Source organism: Streptomyces asoensis, assembly GCF_013085465.1.
Lineage (GTDB): Bacteria > Actinomycetota > Actinomycetes > Streptomycetales > Streptomycetaceae > Streptomyces > Streptomyces cacaoi_A.
On record NZ_CP049838.1, the window covers coordinates 1,386,411 to 1,406,935 of the forward strand.

Here is a 20,525-nt window from a genome sequence, read left to right on the forward strand (position 1 = left end):
GGCCCGTCCGCGGGCGGCGCGTACCGGAGGTCAGGCCGGCCACACGCCTGTGGCCAGCAGCGATTCGATCGCGGTGGTGTACGGGGCGATGTCCAGGCCCTGCTCGGCGAGCCAGGCGTCGGAGTAGTACTTGTCGAGGTAGCGGTCGCCCGGGTCGCACAGCAGGGTGACCACGCTGCCGCGATGTCCGTCGGCCACCATCTCGGCGACGATCTTCAACGCGCTCCACAGTCCGGTGCCGGTCGAGCCGCCCGCCTTGCGGCCGATGGCCCGTTCCAGGGCGCGTACGGCGGCGACGCTGGCGGCGTCCGGGACTTTCATCATCCGGTCGACGGCACCGGGCACGAAGCTGGGTTCCATGCGCGGCCGTCCGATGCCCTCGATGCGTGAGCCGCAGTCGCAGGTGACGTCCGGATCGCCGGTGGTCCAGCCTTCGAAGAAGCACGAGTTCTCGGGGTCGGCGACGCAGATGCGGGTGTTGCGCTGCGTGTAGTGAACGTACCGGGCGAGGGTCGCGGAGGTGCCGCCGGTGCCGGCCGTGGCCACGATCCAGGCGGGCTCCGGGAACCGCTCCCACTCCAGTTGGCGGAAGATGGATTCGGCGATGTTGTTGTTCCCGCGCCAGTCCGTGGCCCGTTCGGCGTAGGTGAACTGGTCCATGTAGTGACCGCCGCTGTCCGTCGCGAGGCGGGCCGACTCCTCGTACATCGTGCGGGAGTCGTCGACGAAGTGGCACTGGCCGCCGTGGAACTCGATCAGGCGGATCTTCTCGGCGCTCGTCGTGCGCGGCATGACCGCGATGAAGGGCACGCCGATCAGCTTGGCGAAGTACGCCTCGGAGACGGCCGTCGAACCGCTGGACGCCTCGATCACCGGACGGCCCGGCCGGATCCAGCCATTGCACAGGCCGTAGAGGAAGAGCGAGCGGGCGAGTCGGTGCTTGAGGCTGCCGGTGGGGTGGGTCGACTCGTCTTTGAGATACAGGTCGATGCCCCACTTCTCGGGAAGCGGGAAGCGCAGCAGATGGGTGTCGGCCGAGCGGTTGGCGTCGGCCTGGACCTTGCGGACGGCTTCTTTCAGCCAGTCGCGGTAGGCGGTGTCGCTGCGGTCGACGTCGAGGGTGGCGCCGGTCCTGCTCTGCTGGGGGGTGGTCACGGCGGGGCTCCTTCAGGCTTCGCGCCGACGGTGGTCCGCGCGGCCGACACACCGATCATAAGCACCAGCCGCACGCTTCTCACCTGCATAAACACACCTTTGAGAGCCTCAAAGGCGGCCCTGGGGGGCGGCTTTGGGCGCGCGGGGGCGCATTCCCGCGAATGCTCCGGACGGGTACCGCCGAGGCGTCGTGCGCACTGGTGCTCTACGCCGGGCGCGGGCAGACTGCACCGGGTCGGGCGATGGTCCGGGCGGGGTGATGACGCCGGTCCGGACGCGGGTCCCGGACGGGGGCGCACACTGGATCGAGGACGGGTTCGATCACGACGCGGGCTGGATCACGACCCACGCGGGTGCACGGTTCGGCTCGCCCAGGCACACAAGGGGGCGGGGAGGCATGGCGGAGCCGGAGTTCACGGCCACGGGCGTGCGCATCGGCAAGCGGCTGCGTTCGCTCACCCGAGCCGGCCAGGTCCGGATCAACGACGGCAGGCTGGAGCTGCTGACCAGCTACGGCAGCGAGATCGACAGCGCGCCCGTGCAGGCGGTCCGCGCCTCCAGGCCCTGGTTCGCGCCGGAGGACCGGGCACTGGCCGACCTCAACGGCAAGCGGTATCTGCTGACCCTCGGCGACCACGACCCGGCGCCGGGCGAACCGGGGCCACCCGCGGCGCGCCGCTTCATCGAGGCCGTGCGCAGGGCGGCGGGGCGCGGCGGCTGAGCCGGCGCCGATGAGGCCGGACGGGTGGCCGGGCCGACGCGAGTTGCGGCACCGCTGCCACTGCGCCACTCTGGTCTCACGTCACTCTGGGTTTACCGGCGATAACGCTGCGAACCAGCCCGCCGGCCACGACAGCAGGCGGCCGCCTTGCGCAGACGCTCTGCTCGATCCGAATCCCGTGTTCTTCCGGACCTAAGTCGGGGAGTCGCAGCCGTGATCACCAACCCGAACAGGCACTGCACGGTCGAGCTTCAGGCCCTGCCGTCGCGGATCGGCCAGGTCCGCAGAATCGTATCGGCGCAGTTGCGCTACTGGCATATGGATCCGCTGATAGACCGCGCCGCGCTCGGTGTGACGGAGCTGTTGACCAACGTCCACCTGCACGCGCAGCCCGACAAGCTGTGCGTCGTGGAGATGGAGCTGCTGCTCGACCGGCTCACCGTCTCCGTGCGCGACCACGACCCGCGCCTGCCGGTGGTGGGGGTCGTCGACGACGAGGCGCTCGCCACCTGTGGGCGCGGCCTGGCCATGGTGGCGGCGGTGAGCGAGAGCTGGGGCGCCCGGCCGGACGGCGAATCCGGCAAGGTCGTGTGGTTCACGCTGCCCGCCCCTGTCGCCACCCGCGAGCTGTCGGCGCGTCCGCCGCGTCGTACGCCCCGGGAGCAGGCCCCGCCGCGGTTCACGGAGGTCGTCTCCGTCGACGACCTGCGGCCCGCACATGCCCCCGCCCGGTCGGCCGTCGTCGGCTGACCGGGCGGTGACGTCACCTTCGGGGCGTTGGCCCTGGGCCGCGGTGACCGGTCCCTGGGAAGTACGCCGTTCGGGCGTACGTCACTCCGTGGCGATGGCCCGCAGCACGTCCAGGTGTGCCGCGCGGCGGGCCGGACGGAGCCCGGCGAGGGCTCCGGCGGCGATGCCCACCAGGGCCACCACGGCGAGTCGCGCGGGCGGCAGCGCGAAGGCGAAGGCGCTGTCGCTCGACCCGTCGGAGGCCCGGACGAGCACCCAGCCGAGGAAGGCGCCGAGGGCCAGGCCGCCCACCGTGCCGAACGCGGCGACCAGGACCGACTCCCAGCGGACCATGGCCCGCAGCTGGGACCGGGTCTGGCCGACGGCCCGGAGGAGACCGAGCTCGCGGGTGCGTTCGTGGATCGCCAGTGTCAGCGTGTTGGCGATACCCAGCAGGGCGATGAGGACCGCGAGGGCGAGCAGGGCGTAGACCAGGGTGAGCATCATGTCGATGCCGCCGGCCGAGGACTGCGCGTACTCGTCGCGGGTCTGCACCTCGGGGTTGCCGTATTGGGCCGCGACCTTCTCCACGGCAGCCTTGCCCTCGGCCGTGCTCACGCCGTCCGCGAAGGAGACCGCGAGCAGCGTGTCGGCGTCCTGGGTGCGGTGCGGGGCCCAGGCCTCGCGGGTGATGACGTAGTCGCCGGCGAGTTCGGAGCGGCCGTAGACCGCACGTACGGTGAACGTCCTCTCGTCGCCGTCGGTGAAGGCGAGCCGGGCGGTGTCACCGGTGGTCAGGTGCCGGCGGTCCGCCTCCTGCCGGGTGATCGCGATGCCGTCGGTCCCGAGGGCGCCCAGGTCGCCCTGGACGGTGCCGAGGTCGAAGGTGCGGCGCAGTGCGACCGGGTCGGTGACGGTCAACGCCCGCCCCTTCCCGTCGACTTCCGCGACTCCCCGGCCGAGTCCGACGGCCGTGTCCACCTCGGGCAGCTCGCCGAGGGCCGCGGCGAGCCTGGGGCTGAGTCCGCTGCCGCCCGCGCCGAAGGAGGGGGTGCTGACGGCTACGTCGCCCGCGAAGGAGCGGGAGACGGTCTGGTCCATGGTCGCCTTGAGGGAGGCCCCGAACACGGTGAAGAGGGAGACCACGGCGACGCCGATCATCAGGGCGCCGGCGGTGGCCGCCGTCCGCTTCGGGCTGCGCAGGGCGTTGCGGCGGGCGAGGCCCCCGGTGACGCCCCGCAGCCGGTCCAGCGGGCTGCCGAGGACGCGTACGGCCGTGCCGGCGGCGACCGGACCGAGGACGACGAAGGCGACCAGGGCCAGGACGGCTCCGCCGCCCGCCGGCCATACGGACGGGGAGACCGACACGCCGGTGAGGGTCACCGCGACGGCGAGGGCGAGCAGGCCCGCGCCGGTGACGGCGCGCGGGCGGGAGGCGCCGGAGGAGTCCACGGCTGTCTCGCGCAGCGCGGCCAGCGGGGCGGTGCGGCCGGCGCGCACGGCGGGCAGCAGCGCGGACCCCAGGCAGACCAGGACACCGACCACGAGAGGGAGGGTCAGCGACAGCGCCCCGATCACCAGGTCGCCCTCGGGAAAGGGGAATCCGATGGCCGGGAACAGTGCCTGGAGACCGGCGGCGATACCGATGCCGCCCGCGAGTCCGGCGGCCGAAGCGGTCACGGCGACCGCGGAGGCCTCGACGAGGGTGGCCTCGGTGACCTGGCGGCGGGAGGCGCCGAGAGCGCGCAACAGGGCGTTCTCACGGGCGCGTTGGGCCACGACGATCGCGAACGTGTTGTGGATGGAGAAGGTCGCGACCAGCAGGGCCACACCGGAGAACACCAGCAGGAACGTGGTGAAGATCGTCAGGAACTGGCTGGCGATCATGTCGGTGTTCTCCTGCGCGGACTCCTGACCGGTGATGGCCTCGACGCCCTTGGGCAGTACGGGAGTCAGCCGGTCGACGAGCTCCGACTGGCTCACTCCCGGGTCGGCGCGCACGACGATGCTCGTCGCCCGGCCGGGCCTGGCGGTCAGGTACTTCTCGGCGTCGGCGCGGGTCATACCGGTGAAGGTCACCTGGGCCATGCCGTCCTCGCCGCCGAAGGTCGCGAGTCCGACGATCGTCACACGCACGGGGTCGGGGGTGCGCAGCGTGGTGGTGTCGCCGATCTTCAGGTCGCCCTTCTCGGCGGTGCCCCGGTTGACGACGACCTCGCCGGACCGGGCCGGCGCGCGGCCCTCCGCGAGCCGGTAGGGGTTGAGCTTCGCGTCGGTGATCCAGTTGCCGGCGAGGGTGGGCGGTCCCTGGCCGCCGATCGGTTCGCCGTCAGCGCCGACGAGTTGCCCAGCGCCCTGGATGTCGGGGGCGACGGCCGCGACGCCGGGGACGGCCTCGACGGTGTCGACCAGGTCCGTGGGGACGGGCCGGCGCACGCCCTGGCTCTCGCCGGGGGTGGTGATGGTGTCGGCGCCGCGCACGACGGCGTCGGTGCCCGCGGTCGCGTTGCCGAACATCGAGTCGAAGCCGGCGCGCAGGGTGTCCCCCATGACCAGTGTTCCGGCCAGGAAGGCCACGCCGAGGAAGACGGCGAGGAAGGTTCCGGCGAAGCGGCGACGGTGGGCGCGGAGGGACGAGAGGCTGAGCCGCAGGGACGCGTTCACGACGGCACCTCGAAGGCTTTCATGCGGTCCAGGACGCGGTCGGCGGTCGGGGACTCCATCCGGTCCACGAGCCGTCCGTCGGCGAGGAAGACGACCTCGTCGGCGTGGGCCGCGGCGACCGGGTCGTGGGTGACCATGACGACCGTGCGGCCGGTCCGGCGTACGGTGCGGGCGAGGAGCCCGAGCACCTCTCCCCCGGCGCGGGAGTCGAGGTTGCCGGTGGGCTCGTCGGCGAAGACGACGTCCGGTCTCCCGGCGAACGCCCGTGCCACGGCGACGCGTTGCTGCTGGCCGCCGGAGAGTTCGGCGGGCCGGTGGTGGAGCCGGTCGCGCAGCCCGACGACGTCCACGAGGGCGTCGATCCACTCCGACTCGCCCCGCTCGCCCGCCAGGTCCAGCGGCAGCCGGATGTTCTCCTCGACGGTCAGGGTCGGCACCAGGTTGTACGCCTGGAAGACGAACCCGACCCGGTCGCGGCGCAGAAGGGTGAGGCGACGGTCGTCGAGCGTGCGCAGTTCGGTGTCGCCGATGTACGCGGTGCCCGAGGTGAGGGTGTCCAGGCCGGCGGCGCAGTGCATCAGGGTGGACTTGCCCGAGCCCGACGGGCCCATGATCGCGGTGAACCGCCCGGCCGGAAAGGCCACGTTCACCCCGTCCAGGGCCCGTACGGCGGTGTCGCCGACGCCGTACACCTTCACGGCGTCGACGACCCGTGCGGCGTTCCGCGTGGCCGTGGTGGCGGTCGCGGTGCTCATGCCGCACCGCCCTTGCCCGTGCGGCCGAACTGCTCGTCCAGAACGGACAGCCGACGCCAGTACTCGTCCTCGTCGATCTCACCGGAGGCGAAGCGACGGCCGAGGACGGCCAGCGGCGAGTCGCCGGTGGGCCGGGGGTCGCCGGCCGCGCCCCACGGACCGCGGCGGCCTCGCCACACCGTGCGGCGCAGGAGCGTGACGACGCCCACGACGACGGCCGCCCAGATCAGCGGGAAGAACAGGATCCACGGGCCGGGTCCGCCACCGTCCCAGTTCGCCAGAGTGTTCATCTCGGGTCATCTCCTCATTGGGTCTGCGTGATGCCTCGAGCGTCCCGCCGGGCAGGGGTCCGGGTCGTCGTACGGCCAGCGGCAGTGCGCGTACCTCGCCGGGAGTACGCGCGCGTGTCCCGGCTGCTCCTTGAGGGCTGTTCCACAGGGCTCGACTTCTGTAACTACTAGTATGTACAGTCGATTCATGAGCACTTCGGAGCGGCTGATCGAGTCCACCCGGGAGCTGCTCTGGGAGCGCGGTTACGTGGGGACCAGCCCCAAGGCGATCCTGGAGCGTGCGGGCGCCGGGCAGGGCAGCATGTACCACCACTTCAAGGGCAAACCCGACCTCGCCCTGGCGGCGATCCGGCGGACGGCCGACGAGATGCGGGCCACCGCCGAGGGAGTACTCGACGGGCCGGGCACGCCGTACGAGCGCATCGAGGCCTACCTCACGCGCGAGCGGGACGTGCTGCGCGGCTGCCCCATCGGGCGGCTGACGATGGATCCGGAGGTGATCGCGAGCGACGAGCTGCGCGAGCCCGTCGACGAGACGATCGACCGGATCCGTGAACGGATCGCGCACCTCGTCGAAGAGGGGAAGGAACAGGGGCAGTTCGGGGCCGGGCTGGACGGCGAGGCGATCGCCGCCACCGTCGTCGCGACCGTCCAGGGCGGGTACGTGCTGGCCCGCGCGTCCGGTTCGCCGACCGCCTTCGACGCGGGGGTCCGCGGGCTGCTGTCACTGCTCGCACCTCGTCCGACCGACTAGGAGGCCCGATGCACGCCATGCAGTACGAACTCACGCTCCCCGCCGACTATGACATGAGTGTCATCCACGCGCGCGTGTCCCGTGTCGGGCATCTGCTCGACGACTGGGAGGGCCTCGGCCTCAAGGCGTACCTGCTGCGCGAACGCGGGGTGCGCGGTTCGCCGGTCAACCAGTACGCGCCGTTCTACCTCTGGAACACCGTGGAGGGCATGAACACCTTCCTCTGGGAAGGCGGCTTCCAGCAGCTGAGCGACGACTTCGGGCGTCCGACGGTCCGTCAGTGGACCGGTCTGGCCTACGAGGAGGGGGTCGCCGCCGGTTCCCCCGCCCGGTTCGCCGTACGGCGGCGCGAGCCGGTCCCGGACGGGGTGGCGCTGTCCGAGGTGGCGCGGGACGCGGTGGACGAGGTGGGGCGGCTGGCGCGGGAGGAGGGCGCGGTGCTCGCGGCGGCGGCGGTGGACACGAGCCGCTGGGAGAGCGTGCACTTCTCGCTCTGGGAGCACGACACGCCGAAGGCCGAGGGTGACCTGTTCCAGGTGCTGCATCTGTCGGCGCCCGGTCGGGCCGCCCTGCCAGGGGGCCGGCAGTGGTGAGCGCCGTGCGGACCGTGCTCGGGGACCTGCCGCCGGAGCGGCTCGGCGTGTGCGACGCGCACGACCACCTGTTCTTCGGCAGTCCCCGGCTGCCCGGTCAGGAGCTGAACAGCCGCTCCGCGGCAGGTGCCGAGCTCGCGGCGTTCCGCGCGCAGGGCGGTGACGCCGTCGTGCAGTGGACGCCGTACGGTCTCGGGCGGCGCGCGGCGGATCTGCCGCCGCTGTCCCGGGAGGCCGGGGTGCAGGTGGTGGCCGCGACGGGCTGCACCAGGACGTCCACTACGACGAGTCGACGCTCGACGGTCTGCGGCACCGGCTCGCCGAGGTGTTCGTGGCCGAACTGACCGAGGGCATCGGGACGTCGGGGGTCCGCGCCGGGCTCGTCAAGGTCGCGGGCGGGTTCCACGCCCTCGACGCGCACACCCGCTGGACCATGACCGCCGCGGCCGAGGCGCATCACGCGACGGACGCGCCGATCGCCGTCCATCTGGAGCTGGGCACCGGCGCACTCGACGTGATCGACCTGCTGTGCGGGGAGTTGGGCGTGCCGCCGCACCGGGTGATCCTCGGGCATCTCAACCGCGCGCCCGACGGGGTGGTGCACCGGCAGGCCGCCGAGGCGGGCTGCTGGCTCGCCTTCGACGGGCCGTCCCGCGCCCACCACGCCACCGACTGGCGGATGCCGGACGCCGTACGGGCCCTGGCCGATGCCGGTTTCGGCGACCGGCTGCTGCTCGGCGGCGACACCACGACGGCCGCGGCCCGTTCGGTCGACGGCGGCCCCGGGATGCCGTATCTGCTGCGCCGGGTGCGGCCACGGCTGGCGCTCGCCGTGGGTGAGGAACTCGTGGCGCGGATCCTGGCGGAGAATCCGGGGCGGGCCTTCGGCGTCGAGTGGCGCTGAACGCCGGGCCCGGGCTCGCAACGCTCAGGGGGACGCCTGGTCGCTGTCCTTCAGGGCGCCCCAGCCGTGCCAGCGGTCGATCTCGATCCAGGCGCTGACACGGGAGCGGACCCGGTCGGGGTACGGCTTGCCCGTGTAGTGGGTGGAGATGCGGTCGATGTCGGCCAGGCCTGCGTCCTCGTGCAGCTCGGTCACCCGTCCGATGAGGGTGACGTGCGTGTACCAGTTGTCCGAGTCGAGGACGGTGAGGGTCACCCGCGGGTCGCGGCGCAGGTGTTGGAGGCGGACGCGGCCCTCGTCCAGGCTGATCAGGACGCGCCCGTCCTCCCAGACGTACCAGGTGGGGGTGGAGACGGGGGTTCCGTCGGAACGCAGGGTCGCCATCACACAGGGGTTGGGGCGGCCCAGCAGTTCGACGGCCTCGGGCGGCAGCGGGGGCTTGGACACGGGATCTCCTCGCGGTTCAGGCGTTCTTGTCGAAGCTGGCGAAGTAGGCGGCGGCCATGTCCTCGTCTCCGTGGCCCTGAGCTGCGGCCCGCTCCAGACGCTCGGCACTCGCCGCCGCCACGTCCAGGCGGACGCCGTTCTCGCGGCCGGCCTCGACGATCAGACGCGCGTCCTTCGCCGCCGTAGCCACCGCGAACTGGGCGGGCGAGAGCCGGTCCTCGAGGATCAGGCCGGTCTTCGCCCTCAGGTACCCCATGTCGAGCGGGCCACCCGCGATCAGCTCGAAGAACGCGTTCGGGTCGACATCCAGGGACTGCGAGAGGGCGAGGACCTCGCCGGCCGCGGCGGTGGCCGCGATGACCCAGCTGTTGGCCACCAGCTTCAGGCGCGTCGCACTGCCCTCGCCGCCGTCCTCGCCCGTCCAGACCGTCCGCGCGCCCACCGCGTCGAACACCGGCGCCACCGCGTCGCGGTGCTCGCTCGGGCCGGCCGCGAGCACGGTCAGCTGACCGGCTTCGGCGGGTTGCCGGGTGCCCAGGACGGGCGCGTCGAAGAAGACGAGGTCGTGTGCGCGGGCGAAGGCGGCCAGGTCGCCGACGGCCCCGGTCCCGGCGGTCGTCGACTGCACCCAGACCGCTCCGGCGCGCAGGCCGGGCGCGGCCTCGCGCATGACCTCCAGGGCGGCGGGGCCGTCGTAGAGCATGGTGAGGACGACATCCGCACCCTCGACGGCCTCGGCGGGGGTGTCGACGACGTGGACGCCGTCGGCGGCGAGCGGCTCGGCCTTGGCGCGGGTGCGGTTCCAGGCGCGCACGGTGTGGCCCGCCCGGGCGAGGTTGCGGGCCATCCCGGCGCCCATGATGCCGGTGCCGAGGACGCCCACGGTCAGTTCGTCTGTCATGGCCTCAACCTACTTCGACGCAGCGCCGACCAGGCCGTCCAGCCACGCCTGGTGGCCGCTGAGCATCGGATTCGGCCGCTCGCCCGCCAGGGCAGCCGCGGGCTGCCCGAGACTTGGCTCGCCTGTGGGTCAGGATGCGGACCCGGCCGCCGGGCAGATCCTCCAAAAGGGTGTCGGCGCGGGGTCGGCGGCAACTGACGTACAGACCTTGTCCGTTGAGCCCGCCCAGGTCAGGATGTGAGTCTGCTCCAGGGGGTGCTCATGCGGATCCGGTACGCCGCCGCGGCCTGCGCCGCTCTCGCGGTGCTGGCCTCGTCGACCGGCTGCACGGTGCCGGGGGCGGGCAGTACGGGCATCACGGTGACCGAGGAGGGGCAGCCGGTCGGAGTGCTGATGGTCTGTCATCACCACATCGACAGTGCCGTCCTGTACACCGGCGACGGCGACGAGTCCGAGGGCGTGGGCAACTGGAGCCGTGCGGAGCCTGCCACGGGCTTCGTCACCTGGTCACTGCGCACCGGAGGCGGGGGCTGGAGCGTCGACCGGCAGCCGCCGGCCACGCTCGAACGGCAGCGCACCTACGTCCTGTACGGAGCGACCGAGGACAGCTCCTGGTCGACGACCGACGTCTCCTTCACGCTCGCCCACCTGGCCGCGCTCACCCCGGGCCGGGTGCGCTACTTCGCGGGCGAGGTGCCGGGCGCCGACGACGACGGTTATCTCACCGCGTCGATCGAGGACTTCCGCGCGGACGCCTGTGAGGACGACTGACCCGCCACTCCACCCCATACTTGACCGATCATTCTTGTTTGATCTAGCGTCACCTCATGGCCAGGACCAAGGAATTCGACCCGGATGCGGCCCTCCAGTCGGCGCTGGAGCTGTTCTGGCGGCGCGGCTACGAGGCCACTTCGATGGCGGACCTCGTCGAGCACCTGGGCATCGGCCGCGCCAGTCTCTACGCGACGTTCGGCAACAAGCACGACCTGTACCTGAAGGCGCTGGACCGGTACGGGGAGAAGCACCAGCCGCTGCTCCTGGACGAGTTGTCGCAGCCGGGGCCCGCGCTCCCCGCGGTGCGCGCCGTGGTGCGGCGGTTCGCCGCGGAGGCGACGGACGAGGCGAGCCGGGCGTACGGGTGCCTCGTCACCAACACGGCGGCGGAACTGGCCCCGCACGACACCGCGGCGGCCCGCCGGGTCGAGCGCAGCTGGGAGCACCTGGAGACGCTGCTGGAGTCGGCGCTCGTGCGCGCGCGGGCGCAGGGCGAACTGCCGGCCGGGCGGGATCCGCGCGGGCTGGCGCGCATGCTGCTGGTCCTGCTCCAGGGGCTGCGGGTGGTCGGCAAGGCCTCGCCCGATCCCGCGCGGGTGCGGGACGCGGCGGAGCAGGCGCTCACCCTGCTGGACTGACCGACCCCGGCCCATGGCAACCGTCGGGGTCGCTTTCACCTGCCCACATACTGGAATGATCGGTCTTGAAAGGACTGTCATGTCTTGGAACCGCTTCTCCGGCCGCACCGCACTCGTCACCGGTGGGGGTTCCGGCATCGGACGCACCCTCGCCCTGGCCTTCGCCGCCGAGGGGGCCCGGGTCGTCGTGGCCGGGCGCACCCGCGCCTCGCTCGACGAGACGGTCGGGCTCGTCGAGCGGGCCGGCGGGACGGCGTTCGCCCGGGTCGCCGACGTCTCGCGCGCCGCCGACCTGGACGCGCTCGTCCGGGCGGCCGTCGACCGCTTCGGCTCGCTCGACGTCGCCGTCAACAACGCGGGGGTCCTGCGGGCGGGACGGCCGCTCGCCGACGTCGACGAGGAGGACTGGCGGTCCATGCTCGACACCAATCTGACCGGTGTCTTCCTCGCCCTGCGGGCCGAGGTGCGGCAGATGCGGACACAGCCGGGCGGCGGCGCGATCGTCAACGTGTCGTCCAACATCGGCGTGCACCGGCAGATCCGGGGCCTGACCGCGTACGCCACGAGCAAGGCGGCCGTGACCGCCCTGACCCGTGGTGCCGCGCTGGAACACCTGGGCGACGGCGTCCGGATCAACGCCGTCAGCCCCGGCCCGTCCGAGACGGCCATGTCGCTGCGGCCGGGCGAGTCCGAGGACGAGCGTGCCCTGCGGATGAAGGAGCAGTCGCCGCTGGGCCGGGTGTCGTCGACCGAGGAGGTGGCCCAGGCGGTGCTGTATCTCGCCTCGGACGACGCGGCGTCCGTCGTGGGCACCGACCTGGTGATCGACGGCGGGGCCGCGCTGTAGAGCAGCCGTGCAGTGGACCGGCCGTGCAGTGAGCGACCCATGCGGTGGGCCGCCCCTGCGGCAGACCGGGCAGGGCCGTGCGCAGCCGCCGCGTCTCACACGGGGCCCAGCGCCCCCAGCGGGTCGTCCAGCACCGGCTGCCAGGCCAACTCGGCCGCGCCGACCAGGCTGTTGTGATCGAGGGAGCAGGCGAGGATGGGGACGCCGCCGCTGCGGCCCCACAGGCTCCGGTCGGCGACGACGGCGCGCAGCCGGTCGGGGTCGGCGTCGAGGAGGGTGCGGTGCAGACCGCCGAGGATGATGCGGTCGGGGTTGAGGATGTTCACCAGACCGGCCAGGCCCAGACCGAGCCGGTCGATCAGGGCCTCGGCGGCCATGCGGACCACCGGGTCGCCGTACTCCTCGCGGATCAGCTCATTGGCCTGCTGGAGCAGAGAGCCCTCGGGACCGGGTTCGCGGCCCGCGGCGGTGAGGAGGGCGAGCGGGTCCGCCTCGACGTCGAGACAGCCCCGGCTGCCGCAGTAGCAGGGGCGGCCCTCGGGGTTGACGGTGAGATGGCCGACCTCCAGGGCGAGGCCCGAACTGCCCGTGTGCAGACGGCCGTCCAGCACCAGCGCGCCGCCGACACCCCGGTGCCCGGTGGCCACGCACAGCAGGTCGCGGGCGCCGCGTCCGGCGCCGTGCCGGTGTTCCGCCAGGGCGGCGAGGTTGACGTCGTTGCCCACGAACCCGGGGCCGGTGATACCGGCGGCGCGGATCCGCTCGGCGAAGATCTCCCGCACGGGCGCGCCCACCGGCCACGCCAGGTGCAGGGGGTTCAGCGCGAGCCCCTCGGGTTCGGTGACCGCGGACGGTACGGCGAGTCCGGCGCCCACACAGGGCCGGCCCGTCTGCCGCAGCAGTTCGGCGCCGGCCTCGACGGCGGCGCCGAGCACCTTGGCGGGATCGGCGTCGACGGTCTCGCAGCTGGGCGTGGTGGCGACGATCCGCCCGCCGAGACCGACCAGCGCGGCCCGGAACCCGTCGGCGTGGACCTGCGCGGCGAGGGCGACCGGGCCTCCCTCCGCGACCTCGAGCCGGTGCGAGGGGCGGCCCTGCGAACCGGCGGCGGCACCCGGCCGCGCGTCGACCCTGATCAGGCCCAGCGCCTCCAGCTCCGCTGCCACCGCGCCGGCCGTCGCGCGGGTGACGCCTAGTTCGGCGGTGAGCACCGCGCGGGTGGGCGCCCGCCCGGTGTGCACGAGCTCCAACGCGGGCCCGAGCGCACCGCGCCCCCGGTCCAGCCGCGCTCTCGAGGTGGTCCCATCCCCCGCCGGCCGGGGGTCCGCCTTGCCGCTCATGAGGGCGAGTCTCCCATGATCCGTTCCTCAGGTGGCGTCGGGGAAGCCGCTCACCCGCAGGGTGATGTTCAGCCGTCCGGTCAGGCCGAGGCCGGCCGGCGCCGTGCCCGGCAGGACCCGCGGCACCCCGTGGTACGCGAGCCGCGACGGCCCCCCGAACACGAACAGGTCGCCGCTGCGCAGCTCGACGTCGGTGTAGGGCCGGGTCCGGGTCCGCGGGTTGCCGAAGCGGAACACGCAGGTGTCGCCGAGGCTGAGGGAGACCACGGGCGCGTCGGACTTCTCGTCGGCGTCACGGTGCATGCCCATACGGGCGTCGCCGTCATAGAAGTTGATCAGTGCGATGTCGTACGCGGCTCCCCGGGCCTGGGCCGGTCCCAGCGCGTCGGCCACCGCGCGCCGGCCCAGCTCGCCCAGCCAGGCGGGGAAGGGCTTGACGGGCGCGCCGTCACCGTCGCCGACCGTGCGGGCGTAGGCGTACGGGTACCAGTGCCAGCCCAGGCAGACCTGGCGGGCGGTCATCGTGCCGCCGCCGGGCGTACGGACCGTGCGCAGGCCGGCCGGCGGACGGGCCCAGTCCCGGCAGGCCCGGAGCAGCTCACGCTGGTGTGCCGGGTCCACCCAGTCGGGCACATGCACCGCGCCCGGCGCGACCTGCGCACGTTCCCGCGGAAACAGCTCGGAGTCCATGGATCCATCCTCCGCCATGGGTCGGACACCGGGCCTGAGCTGCTGCTCGGTTAGCCTTGGAGCACGATGAACGACCGTATGACGACGCCGTGGGGCGAGGTCACGCTGGCCCGCCACCCCGAGGATCCGCGAGAGACGCTGCGCGCCTGGGACGCATCCGACGCGTACCTGCTCAGACACCTCGCGGAGCAGGACGTCCCGCTGACCGGCACGGTGGTGGTGCTGGGCGACCGCTGGGGCGCGCTGGTCACGGCGCTCGCGGCGCACCGCCCGACGCAGATCACCGACTCCTGGCTGGGACAGGAGGCGACCCGGGCGAACCTGGCGCGGGCCGGCGTCGAGACCGGCGCGGTCCGGCTGCTCACCACCCAGGACCCGGTGCCGGAGCGGATCGACGTGCTCCTGGTCCGGGTGCCCAAGAGCCTGGCGCTGCTGGAGGACCAGTTGCTGCGGCTGGCGCCCGCCGTGCACGCGGGCACGGTCGTCGTCGGCACCGGCATGGTGAAGGAGATCCACACCTCGACGCTGAGGCTGTTCGAGCGGATCCTGGGGCCGACCCGGACCTCGCTCGCCGAGCAGAAGGCCCGGCTCGTCCTCTGCACCCCGGACCCCTCGCTGCGCCACCCCGCCAACCCGTGGCCGTACGACTACGACCTTCCCGACGATGTCGGCGGTGCCCTCTCCGGCCGTCCGGTCGTCAACCACGCGGGCGTGTTCTGCGCCGAGCGGCTGGACATCGGCACCCGGTTCCTCCTGAAGCACCTGCCGACGACCAGCGGCACCCGCCGGGTCGTCGACCTGGGCTGCGGCAACGGGATCGTCGGTACGGCGGTGGCGCTGGCCAACCCGGAGGCCGAGGTGCTGTTCACGGACGAGTCGTTCCAGGCGGTGGCGTCGGCGGAGGCCACGTACAAGGCGAACGGGGTGCCGGGGCACGCCGAGTTCCGGGTCGGGGACGGGCTGGCGGGGGTGGCGGACGGCAGTGTGGACGTCGTCCTGAACAATCCGCCGTTCCACTCCCACCAGGCGACGACCGATGCCACGGCCTGGCGGATGTTCACGGGGGCCCGGCGCGCACTGCGGCCGGGCGGCGAGCTGTGGGTGGTCGGCAACCGGCACCTGGGCTACCACGTGAAGCTGAAGCGGCTGTTCGGCAACAGTGAACTGGTCGCCGGTGACCGGAAGTTCGTGGTGCTGAGGTCGGTCAGGCAAGGGTGAGCCCCACACCGGTGACGATCCGCTCGACGGTGCGCGCCATGGCCTCCCGGCCCGCGCTCAGGTAGGTGCGGGCGTCGACGGCGTCCGGATGCGCTCCCAGGTGCTCGCGGATCGCGCCGGTCATCGCCTGGTTGAGCGCGGTGCCGATGTTGACCTTGGCGATGCCGCCCGTGACGGCGGCCGTCAGCTCGCGGTCCGGGACGCCGGAGGAGCCGTGCAGGACGAGGGGCACGTCGAGGGCGGTGCGGAGCCGCTCGAGCAGGCCGTGGTCGAGGACGGCGGTGCGGGTGGTCATCGCGTGGACGCTGCCGATGGCGACGGCCAGGGCGTCCACACCGGAGTCCGCCACGAACGCGCGGGCCTCGACCGGATCGGTGCGGGCACCGGGCGCATGTGCGCCCTTGCCGCCTATCTCCCCCAACTCGGCCTCGATCCACAGCCCTTGGGCATGTGCCAGCTCGACGGCGGAACGGGTCGCGGCGAGGTTCTCCTCGTACGGCAGGCGGGAGGCGTCGTACATGACCGAACTGAAGCCCGCGTCGGCCGCCCGGCGGAGCAGCGGGTCGCTCTGGACGTGGTCGAGGTGCAACGCGACCGGTACGGCGGCCCGTTCGGCCGCGACGGCGGCGGCACGCGCGAGCGGGAGCAGCTGCCCCTGGCGGTAGGCGACGGCGTTCTCGCTGACCTGGAGGACGACGGGCGCGCCGGCGGACTCGGCCCCGGCGATGACGGCCTCGACGTGTTCCAGCGTGATGATGTTGAAGGCGGCGACGGCGGTACGGGCCGCGTGCGCCCGGGTGACCAGTTCGCCGGTGGTGGTGAGCGGCACGGCAACTCCTCTTCGAGAGTCGGGGGCTCAGGGGGTGAGGATCACCGAGCGGGTGAGGTGGCGCGGACGGTCCGGATCGAGGCCCCGGGCGGCGGCGACGGCCACGGCGAGGCGTTGGGCGCGGACCAGTTCGGCGAGGGGGTCCAGCTCACCCGGCACCCACAACGCGCCGGTGGCGCCCACCTGACGGGCCAGCCCCTCGGGGGCCTCGCCGAACATCCAGGTCGCCGTGGAGCCGGTGGCGATGCTGATGGGTCCGTGCCGGTACTCCATCGCGGGATAGGCCTCGGTCCAGGACAGCGACGCCTCGCGCATCTTCAGCGCGGCCTCGTTCGCCAGGCCGACGGTCCAGCCGCGTCCGAGGAAGGTGAACTGCCCGCAGTCCACGAGTCCTCGGGGAAGCGGCTCGGCGAGCGCGGTTCGGGCGTCGGTGACGACACTGTCGCCGTGCAGGCCCAGATGGGCGCGGAGCAGGGTGAGCGCGGTGGTCGCGAACCGGGTCTGCACGACCGAGCGTTCGTCGGCGTAGTCCAGGACCACGACGTGGTCGGCCGACTCCATGACCGGGGTGTGCGGGTCGGCGGTGATCGCGGTCGTGCGGGTGTGTCCGCGCAGCCGGCCGAGCAGGCCGAGGACCTCGGTGGTGGTGCCGGACCGGGTCAGGGCGACGACCCGGTCGTAGGAGCGGGCGTGGGGGAACTCCGAGGCGGCGAAGGCGTCGGTCTCGCCGTGCCCCGCGCCCTCGCGCAGGGCGGCCGCGGCCTGGGCCATGAAGTACGAGGTGCCGCACCCGACGATCGCCACCCGCTCCCCGGGCATCGGCAACTCGCCTGCGTATCGGGGGACTTCGGCTGCGGCTCGGGTCCAGCACGCGGGCTGGTCGGTCAGTTCGTCCTCGACGTGGGTCATGCCCCACCTCTCCCCGACGGTGACTGTTCGTGCGTGTTCATGCAAGATAGAGCCATCATTCGAGCAACTTCAAGCATGCGAACGGAGACCGTCGATGTCGCGTGACGCCCGCTGGAAGGCTCTGCTGGAGCTGCTCGTCGAGCGCGGCCGGCTGGACGTCGAGGACGCGGCGGCCGAGCTCGCCGTGTCGGCGGCGACGATCCGCCGCGACTTCGACCAGCTCGCCGAGCAGCAGATGCTGCTGCGCACCCGGGGCGGGGCGGTCGTGCACGGGGTGTCGTACGAGCTGCCGTTGCGGTACAAGACGGCCCGGCAGGCCACCGAGAAGCAGCGGATCGCGAGGGCGGTGGCCGATCTGGTCGCGCCCGGCGAGGCGGTCGGGCTGACCGGCGGCACGACGACCACGGAGGTGGCGCGCGCGCTGGCCGTGCGCGCCGACCTGGCGTCCGGCGCACCCGCGCTGACCGTGGTCACGAACGCGCTGAACATCGCGGCGGAGCTTTCGGTGCGCCCCCAGTTCAAGATCGTGGTGACCGGCGGGGTGGCACGGGCACAGTCGTACGAGCTGGTCGGGCCGCTGGCCGACGGGGTGCTGGGTCAGATCACCCTCGACATGGCGGTGCTCGGTGTCGTGTCCTTCGACGTGACGCACGGCGCCGCCGCGCACGACGAGGCCGAGGCGGCGGTCGACCGGCTGCTGTGCGAGCGCGCCGAGCGCGTGGTGGTGGCCGCCGACTCCAGCAAGCTGGGGCGGCGGGCGTTCGCCCGGATCTGCGCGGCCGACACGGTGGACACACTGGTCACGGACACGGCGGCCGACGCGGTGACGGTGGGCCGGTTCGAGGAGGCGGGGATCAGGGTCCTCCTCGTCTGAACCCGCCGCGCCGCGCGGCCGCCGCCGTCGATGAACTAGTCCCCGGCGTGGGCGAGTTCGATGTCGTGGTCGTCCACGTCACCGCCGCCGAGGCGGATGCCCGTCGCGCGGGGCGGGTAGCCGGTCGCGATGACCGTGTACTGGCCGCCGTCCAGGTCGGAGAAGGCGTACGCCCCGTCGCTGCCGGTCGTGGCGGTCGCCACGACGTTCCCGGCGGCGTCCACCAGGGTCACCAGCGCGTCGGCCAGCGGAGCGCCGGCGCCACGTATGGTGCCCCGCACCAGCGCGCCGGGCCGCAACTCGACGTCGACCCGGGTGACACCGGTGGCGCCGATCTCCACGGGCAGGGCCAGCGGCCGGTGCTTGGGCGAGCTGACCGCGAGGGTCACCGGACCCGGCACCAGTTCGGCGACGGAGAACCCGCCCGTGCCCTCGGTCTGTGTGGTGGCCAGCACATCGCCGCGCACGTCCGTGAGGATGACCACCGCCCCGGCGACCGGCGCCCCGCCCTCCACGGACCGCACCGTGCCGACGAGCCCGCTGGTGCCGCTGAGCAGCACGTCGTACGTCACCGGCGTCGCCCCGACCACCACGGTCGTCGCCTGCGGCTGGTGCCCGTCGGCGGAGGCGATGAGCACGTAGGTGCCCTCTCCCGGCGCCTCGACGGCGTAGGAGCCGTCCGGCCCGGCGACCGCCCGGCTCAACTGCCGTCCGCCCAGCGAGATCAGGGTGACCGCGGCGCCGTCCACCGGCACGCTCTCCGCGCCCCGCACCTGCCCGCGTACCGGATGCCCGCCACCGGCCGGACCGCCGTCGGTCAGCCCGGGGACGACCGCGACGAGTTCCGCGACCGCGCGGGCCAGCGGCACCGCGACCGCGGCGCCCACGACCCGCTCGTCCGGTGCGGCGAGGTCCGGTGCCGCGACGATCTGTTCGGCTCCGCCAGGCCCGGCCTCGACGGGCACCGGGGAAGCGGGTTCGGCGGCCGACGTGGCCGTGCCCGCCGGCCGCTGCCGCGGGATGAACGCGGCGACGACGAGGGCCAGGAGGGCCGCTCCGGCACCGACGGCCATGACCACCTTGAAGCCGTTCTCCGAAGGCAGCGCGGCGCCGCCGAAGGTGGTGGTCATCTGGGCCAGGAGCACGCCGGCGACGGCGCCGGCGGTGGAGGTGCCGATGGACCGCATCAGTGTGTTGAGGCTGTTCGCGGCGGCCGTCTCGGAGGGGTCCACGGCGCCCATGATGAGCGCGGGCATGGCCCCGTAGGCGAAGCCGATGCCGGCGCCGATGACGCAGGAGACCAGGACAAGTTCCCACACCTCGTCCATCAGCACGATGTTGAGGCCGTACCCGGCGGCGACGATGACGGCGCCGAGCATCAGGGTCACCTTCGGGCCCCGCGCCTTGGAGACCAGCGCGGAGAGCGGCGCGGTGGCCATCATCACCAGGCCCGTGGGGGCCATCACCAGGCCGGCGGCCAGCAGCGACCTGCCCAGACCGTAGCCCGTCGCCTCAGGCAACTGGAGCAGCTGAGGGAGGACCAGGGACATCGCGAACATGGAGAAGCCGAAGGCCATCGAGGCGAGGTTGGTCACCAGCACCTGGCGGCGGGCGGTGGTGCGCAGATCCACCAGGGGTTCCCTGACGCGCAGTTCGAACACGCCCCACAGCAGCAGGACGACGACCGCGGCGGCGAAGAGCCCGAGGGTGGTGCCGCTCCCCCAGCCCCAGTCGGCACCCTTGGAGATCGCGAGCAGCAGACACACCAGCCCGGCCGCCATACCGAGGGCACCGACCAGGTCGAACCGCCCGCCGGTGCGCACCTTCGACTCGGGCACGAAGACCGGGACGAGCACGGCGGCGACGACGCCGAGGGCGGCCGACGTCCAGAACAGCGTGTGCCAGTCGAAGTGGTCCGCGATGAGCGCGGCGGCGGGCAGCCCGAGGGCACCGCCGATGCCGAGGGAGGCGCTCATGAGGGCGGTGGCCGAGCCGAGCCGCTCGGCGGGCAGTTCGTCACGCATGATGCTGATGCCGAGCGGGATGACCCCGGAGGCGAGTCCCTGTAGGGCCCTCCCGACGATCATCGGGACGAGCCCGTCGCTGAGGGCGGCCGTGACCGATCCCGCGATCAGCATGAGAAGGCTGACGAGCAGCATGCGGCGCTTGCCGTGCATGTCACCGAGTCGGCCCATGACGGGGGTGGCGACGGCGGCCGCGAGAAGGGTGGCGGTGACCGCCCAGGCCGTGTCGGAGGCCGGGGCGTCGAGCAGCTTCGGCAGCTCCGGGACGATCGGGATCACCAGGGTCTGCATCAGCGAGACCACGATCCCGCCGAAGGCCAGCACCGCCACGACGAGGTCGGCCCGCGGCGCGGCGGATCCCTCCCCCGCCTCCGCGGACCTGGGTTGCGCATGGGACATGGCCGAGCCTCCGTGGGGGGATGCGGTTCTGCACGACTGCGCAGCATCGTAAGCCCGCTTGATTGACTCA

Annotated in this window: 20 protein-coding genes and 1 pseudogene; 10 read left to right on the forward strand and 11 right to left on the reverse strand. The window is 73.1% G+C overall.

Annotated elements, in window-relative coordinates; all coding sequences use genetic code 11:
* Window positions 1–30: 30 nt before the first annotated feature.
* Complete coding sequence (locus tag G9272_RS06160; RefSeq protein ID WP_171395582.1) at window positions 31–1,155, reverse strand: PLP-dependent cysteine synthase family protein; 1,125 nt, start codon at window positions 1,153–1,155, stop codon at window positions 31–33.
* Window positions 1,156–1,552: 397 nt separating this feature from the next.
* Here G9272_RS06160 and G9272_RS06165 point away from each other — a divergent pair, with 397 nt between their 5' ends.
* Together G9272_RS06165 and G9272_RS06170 are read left to right on the forward strand one after the other, a co-directional pair.
* Window positions 1,553–1,876 carry a hypothetical protein gene (locus G9272_RS06165; protein WP_028806191.1) on the forward strand — a complete coding sequence of 108 codons (324 nt, stop codon included), beginning with the start codon at window positions 1,553–1,555 and terminating at the stop codon, window positions 1,874–1,876.
* A gap of 213 nt (window positions 1,877–2,089) precedes the next feature.
* Window positions 2,090–2,626 carry an ATP-binding protein gene (locus tag G9272_RS06170; RefSeq protein WP_171395583.1) on the forward strand — a complete coding sequence of 179 codons (537 nt, stop codon included), beginning with the start codon at window positions 2,090–2,092 and terminating at the stop codon, window positions 2,624–2,626.
* A gap of 81 nt (window positions 2,627–2,707) precedes the next feature.
* On the opposite strand, the gene G9272_RS06175 is transcribed toward G9272_RS06170, so the two are convergent.
* From G9272_RS06175 to G9272_RS06185, 3 genes are read right to left on the reverse strand one after another with little or no spacing between them, the layout of a single operon-like run.
* Window positions 2,708–5,269 carry an ABC transporter permease gene (locus G9272_RS06175; protein ID WP_171395584.1) on the reverse strand — a complete coding sequence of 854 codons (2,562 nt, stop codon included), beginning with the start codon at window positions 5,267–5,269 and terminating at the stop codon, window positions 2,708–2,710.
* Complete coding sequence (locus G9272_RS06180; protein ID WP_171395585.1) at window positions 5,266–6,024, reverse strand: ABC transporter ATP-binding protein; 759 nt, start codon at window positions 6,022–6,024, stop codon at window positions 5,266–5,268. Before G9272_RS06180 ends, G9272_RS06175 begins: the two co-directional genes overlap by 4 nt.
* Complete coding sequence (locus G9272_RS06185) at window positions 6,021–6,314, reverse strand: SHOCT domain-containing protein (RefSeq protein ID WP_171395586.1); 294 nt, start codon at window positions 6,312–6,314, stop codon at window positions 6,021–6,023. The genes G9272_RS06180 and G9272_RS06185 overlap by 4 nt, the downstream gene beginning before the upstream one ends.
* A gap of 187 nt (window positions 6,315–6,501) precedes the next feature.
* Between G9272_RS06185 and G9272_RS06190 the strand changes: the two genes are divergently transcribed.
* The 3 genes and pseudogenes from G9272_RS06190 to G9272_RS06200 all read left to right on the forward strand — a co-directional run bounded on the left by G9272_RS06190 (window position 6,502) and on the right by G9272_RS06200 (window position 8,565).
* Complete coding sequence (locus G9272_RS06190) at window positions 6,502–7,068, forward strand: TetR/AcrR family transcriptional regulator (RefSeq protein WP_171395587.1); 567 nt, start codon at window positions 6,502–6,504, stop codon at window positions 7,066–7,068.
* A gap of 8 nt (window positions 7,069–7,076) precedes the next feature.
* Complete coding sequence (locus tag G9272_RS06195; protein WP_171395588.1) at window positions 7,077–7,661, forward strand: DUF4865 family protein; 585 nt, start codon at window positions 7,077–7,079, stop codon at window positions 7,659–7,661.
* A pseudogene (locus G9272_RS06200) lies at window positions 7,658–8,565 on the forward strand (phosphotriesterase family protein). Before G9272_RS06195 ends, G9272_RS06200 begins: the two are co-directional and overlap by 4 nt.
* 24 nt (window positions 8,566–8,589) lie before the next feature.
* Here the strand turns inward: G9272_RS06200 and G9272_RS06205 are convergent.
* A complete protein-coding gene (locus tag G9272_RS06205; protein WP_171395589.1) occupies window positions 8,590–9,012 on the reverse strand; it encodes a PPOX class F420-dependent oxidoreductase in 423 nt (140 codons plus the stop codon).
* Window positions 9,013–9,028: 16 nt separating this feature from the next.
* Entirely contained in the window at window positions 9,029–9,913 is an 885-nt protein-coding gene (locus G9272_RS06210; RefSeq protein ID WP_171395590.1) for an NAD(P)-dependent oxidoreductase, read from the reverse strand.
* A gap of 237 nt (window positions 9,914–10,150) precedes the next feature.
* Here G9272_RS06210 and G9272_RS06215 point away from each other — a divergent pair, with 237 nt between their 5' ends.
* From G9272_RS06215 to G9272_RS06225, 3 genes are all read left to right on the forward strand, one after another.
* A complete protein-coding gene (locus G9272_RS06215) occupies window positions 10,151–10,684 on the forward strand; it encodes a hypothetical protein (RefSeq protein ID WP_253267733.1) in 534 nt (177 codons plus the stop codon).
* A gap of 56 nt (window positions 10,685–10,740) precedes the next feature.
* On the forward strand, window positions 10,741–11,325 hold the full coding sequence (locus tag G9272_RS06220; RefSeq protein ID WP_171395591.1) for a TetR/AcrR family transcriptional regulator: 585 nt from the start codon (window positions 10,741–10,743) through the stop codon (window positions 11,323–11,325).
* Between the two features lie 79 nt (window positions 11,326–11,404).
* Window positions 11,405–12,172 (forward strand): SDR family NAD(P)-dependent oxidoreductase, encoded by a 768-nt coding sequence (locus G9272_RS06225; protein ID WP_171395592.1) that lies wholly within the window; start codon window positions 11,405–11,407, stop codon window positions 12,170–12,172.
* Window positions 12,173–12,267: 95 nt separating this feature from the next.
* Here G9272_RS06225 and G9272_RS06230 read toward each other — a convergent pair whose 3' ends face one another.
* Entirely contained in the window at window positions 12,268–13,512 is a 1,245-nt protein-coding gene (locus tag G9272_RS06230) for an ROK family protein (RefSeq protein ID WP_171395593.1), read from the reverse strand.
* 27 nt (window positions 13,513–13,539) lie between these two features.
* On the reverse strand, window positions 13,540–14,202 hold the full coding sequence (locus G9272_RS06235; protein ID WP_171395594.1) for an alpha-ketoglutarate-dependent dioxygenase AlkB family protein: 663 nt from the start codon (window positions 14,200–14,202) through the stop codon (window positions 13,540–13,542).
* Between the two features lie 78 nt (window positions 14,203–14,280).
* On the opposite strand from G9272_RS06235, the gene G9272_RS06240 reads away from it, so the two are divergent.
* Window positions 14,281–15,420 (forward strand): methyltransferase, encoded by a 1,140-nt coding sequence (locus tag G9272_RS06240; protein ID WP_171401872.1) that lies wholly within the window; start codon window positions 14,281–14,283, stop codon window positions 15,418–15,420.
* On the opposite strand, the gene G9272_RS06245 is transcribed toward G9272_RS06240, so the two are convergent.
* Both G9272_RS06245 and G9272_RS06250 read right to left on the reverse strand, forming a co-directional pair.
* Window positions 15,407–16,249, reverse strand: coding sequence for a class II fructose-bisphosphate aldolase (locus G9272_RS06245; protein WP_171395595.1), 843 nt, complete (start codon window positions 16,247–16,249; stop codon window positions 15,407–15,409). The two genes, G9272_RS06240 and G9272_RS06245, sit on opposite strands and share 14 nt — an antisense overlap.
* 27 nt (window positions 16,250–16,276) lie before the next feature.
* The gene (locus G9272_RS06250; RefSeq protein WP_171395596.1) at window positions 16,277–17,158 is read right to left on the reverse strand and encodes an SIS domain-containing protein; all 882 of its coding nucleotides are present in this window, start codon (window positions 17,156–17,158) and stop codon (window positions 16,277–16,279) included.
* Window positions 17,159–17,252: 94 nt separating this feature from the next.
* Here G9272_RS06250 and G9272_RS06255 point away from each other — a divergent pair, with 94 nt between their 5' ends.
* Window positions 17,253–18,032 carry a DeoR/GlpR family DNA-binding transcription regulator gene (locus G9272_RS06255; protein WP_171395597.1) on the forward strand — a complete coding sequence of 260 codons (780 nt, stop codon included), beginning with the start codon at window positions 17,253–17,255 and terminating at the stop codon, window positions 18,030–18,032.
* Between the two features lie 35 nt (window positions 18,033–18,067).
* Here G9272_RS06255 and G9272_RS06260 read toward each other — a convergent pair whose 3' ends face one another.
* Window positions 18,068–20,455, reverse strand: a complete 2,388-nt coding sequence (locus G9272_RS06260; RefSeq protein ID WP_171395598.1) for an MFS transporter — start codon at window positions 20,453–20,455, stop codon at window positions 18,068–18,070.
* Window positions 20,456–20,525: the final 70 nt, after the last annotated feature.

Excerpts from the sequence above, each read along its gene's own strand:
- G9272_RS06165 (WP_028806191.1), top strand. The coding sequence starts at position 1,553 with ATGGCGGAGCCGGAGTTCACGGCCACGGGCGTGCGCATCGGCAAGCGG.
- G9272_RS06180 (WP_171395585.1), bottom strand. The coding sequence starts at position 6,024 with ATGAGCACCGCGACCGCCACCACGGCCACGCGGAACGCCGCACGGGTC.
- G9272_RS06185 (WP_171395586.1), bottom strand. The coding sequence starts at position 6,314 with ATGAACACTCTGGCGAACTGGGACGGTGGCGGACCCGGCCCGTGGATC.
- G9272_RS06190 (WP_171395587.1), top strand. The coding sequence starts at position 6,502 with ATGAGCACTTCGGAGCGGCTGATCGAGTCCACCCGGGAGCTGCTCTGG.
- G9272_RS06195 (WP_171395588.1), top strand. The coding sequence starts at position 7,077 with ATGCACGCCATGCAGTACGAACTCACGCTCCCCGCCGACTATGACATG.
- G9272_RS06210 (WP_171395590.1), bottom strand. The coding sequence starts at position 9,913 with ATGACAGACGAACTGACCGTGGGCGTCCTCGGCACCGGCATCATGGGC.
- G9272_RS06220 (WP_171395591.1), top strand. The coding sequence starts at position 10,741 with ATGGCCAGGACCAAGGAATTCGACCCGGATGCGGCCCTCCAGTCGGCG.
- G9272_RS06225 (WP_171395592.1), top strand. The coding sequence starts at position 11,405 with ATGTCTTGGAACCGCTTCTCCGGCCGCACCGCACTCGTCACCGGTGGG.
- G9272_RS06230 (WP_171395593.1), bottom strand. The coding sequence starts at position 13,512 with ATGAGCGGCAAGGCGGACCCCCGGCCGGCGGGGGATGGGACCACCTCG.
- G9272_RS06235 (WP_171395594.1), bottom strand. The coding sequence starts at position 14,202 with ATGGACTCCGAGCTGTTTCCGCGGGAACGTGCGCAGGTCGCGCCGGGC.
- G9272_RS06240 (WP_171401872.1), top strand. The coding sequence starts at position 14,281 with ATGACGACGCCGTGGGGCGAGGTCACGCTGGCCCGCCACCCCGAGGAT.
- G9272_RS06250 (WP_171395596.1), bottom strand. The coding sequence starts at position 17,158 with ATGACCCACGTCGAGGACGAACTGACCGACCAGCCCGCGTGCTGGACC.
- G9272_RS06255 (WP_171395597.1), top strand. The coding sequence starts at position 17,253 with ATGTCGCGTGACGCCCGCTGGAAGGCTCTGCTGGAGCTGCTCGTCGAG.
- G9272_RS06260 (WP_171395598.1), bottom strand. The coding sequence starts at position 20,455 with ATGTCCCATGCGCAACCCAGGTCCGCGGAGGCGGGGGAGGGATCCGCC.